This window comes from uncultured Campylobacter sp. (assembly GCF_937921625.1).
GTDB lineage: Bacteria > Campylobacterota > Campylobacteria > Campylobacterales > Campylobacteraceae > Campylobacter_B.
In genome coordinates, this window is sequence record NZ_CAKZTI010000065.1 from 1 (window position 1) to 1295 (window position 1295).

General features: G+C 46.2%; 1 protein-coding gene. It reads left to right on the plus strand.

All coding sequences use genetic code 11. From position 1 onward, the window contains the following. Nucleotides 1-112 precede the first annotated feature (112 nt). Nucleotides 113-1054 (plus strand): DUF4299 family protein, encoded by a 942-nt coding sequence (locus Q0101_RS10300; RefSeq protein ID WP_297945237.1) that lies wholly within the window; start codon nucleotides 113-115, stop codon nucleotides 1052-1054. The last annotated feature ends 241 nt before the right edge of the window (nucleotides 1055-1295 follow it).

Genomic DNA, 1295 nt, shown 5'->3' on the forward strand with positions numbered 1-1295 from the left:
GTATACGGCGACGACATCAAAGCTGACAACGTCGTAATCGAGGGCGGGAAGTTATAAATTTAGTCCAAGCTTAAAGTGCATTTTGAGCTAAATTTCATTCCAGAGGATCAAAATGAGCATCACGTTTTTCGTCAAAAACAAAAAGAAGCCTTCGGGAGACGAAGCGCCCGTGATGAGCGTAGAGGAGGCACTACGGCTGGTGCCGAATTTATCGCAGTTTAACGCGGATGAAGACGACGAGGAATTTGACGCTGAGGGTTTTTACAGCACGAAGCTAAGCGAGCTTAGCTGCTTGACTGCAGGTGTGGACGGACTTAGCGGGCGCGGTCTTGAGGTATGCTACGAGGATGGCGCGTATAATGTCTGTATCGGCACGCCTAGCACCCGTTCAGACTGGCGGATCGCGCTAGAATACCTCAAAAATTTGGCCCTGAAAATGGACGGCGAAATCACGAGCGAGGACGGGGAGAAATTTAGCGCGCAAAATATCGAGGGCTTTGACTTCGAGTCTGATATACGCGCTGGACTTGCAAATATAAAACGAAATTTAGAAGAGAAAGCGGTAATGTGTACGATTTACGGCGTGCGAAACGAAGTTTCATTTGATCAAAAAATTATCGCGCACATTATGGACGCGCCGGATCCCGCAGACGAATTTAGCAAATTCGTAACCGATATCCAAAACCTAAACGCATATTTTTCAGATCAGATGTTTTCCGGCATAAACGAGGATAGTGAGATCATAGGGCGATATATCCTTCCGCAAGATATTGCTGCCGTACTACCCTTTGAGCCCAGAGTGGATTACAATAATTTACAAATTCTGGGCGGGAAGGAAGTTTCGCGGTGGGGCGTCGCCATTTTTGGAGGCGATGAGGATCATTGTGAAAAGCACGATATTCTTGCGACGCTGAAATATGAAAATTTCATCCAAAATTTGCCGAAAGAAAAATACGAATTTATCGACGCGAAAAACATAATCGTAAGCGCATTTAGCAAAGCGGAATTTGACGCTCTCATCGCAAAATGCGGCAAAGAGGGGCTGGCGGACTAAGCGGTTTATCTTGCCGCGGAATTTTACCGCCATGCTGTAATGAGATAGAGAGTAAATTTAGCCGAGCCGAAATGCAGCCTAGCGCGGGTCGTCGCGGTAAAATTTAAGTCGCGCGCGGCGGCGTAAAATTTCAAGCGATAGTAGAATTCTAATGCAAACTGCTCATGCGACAAAATTTATCGCACTAGCAGCGATAAATCACAAGCGCCCGCGCATTAAACGAATCAAGAATTCATAAAAT

Bases quoted from the DNA above. Each gene is read 5' to 3' on its own strand.
- Q0101_RS10300 (WP_297945237.1), top strand. From the start codon at position 113: ATGAGCATCACGTTTTTCGTCAAAAACAAAAAGAAGCCTTCGGGAGAC.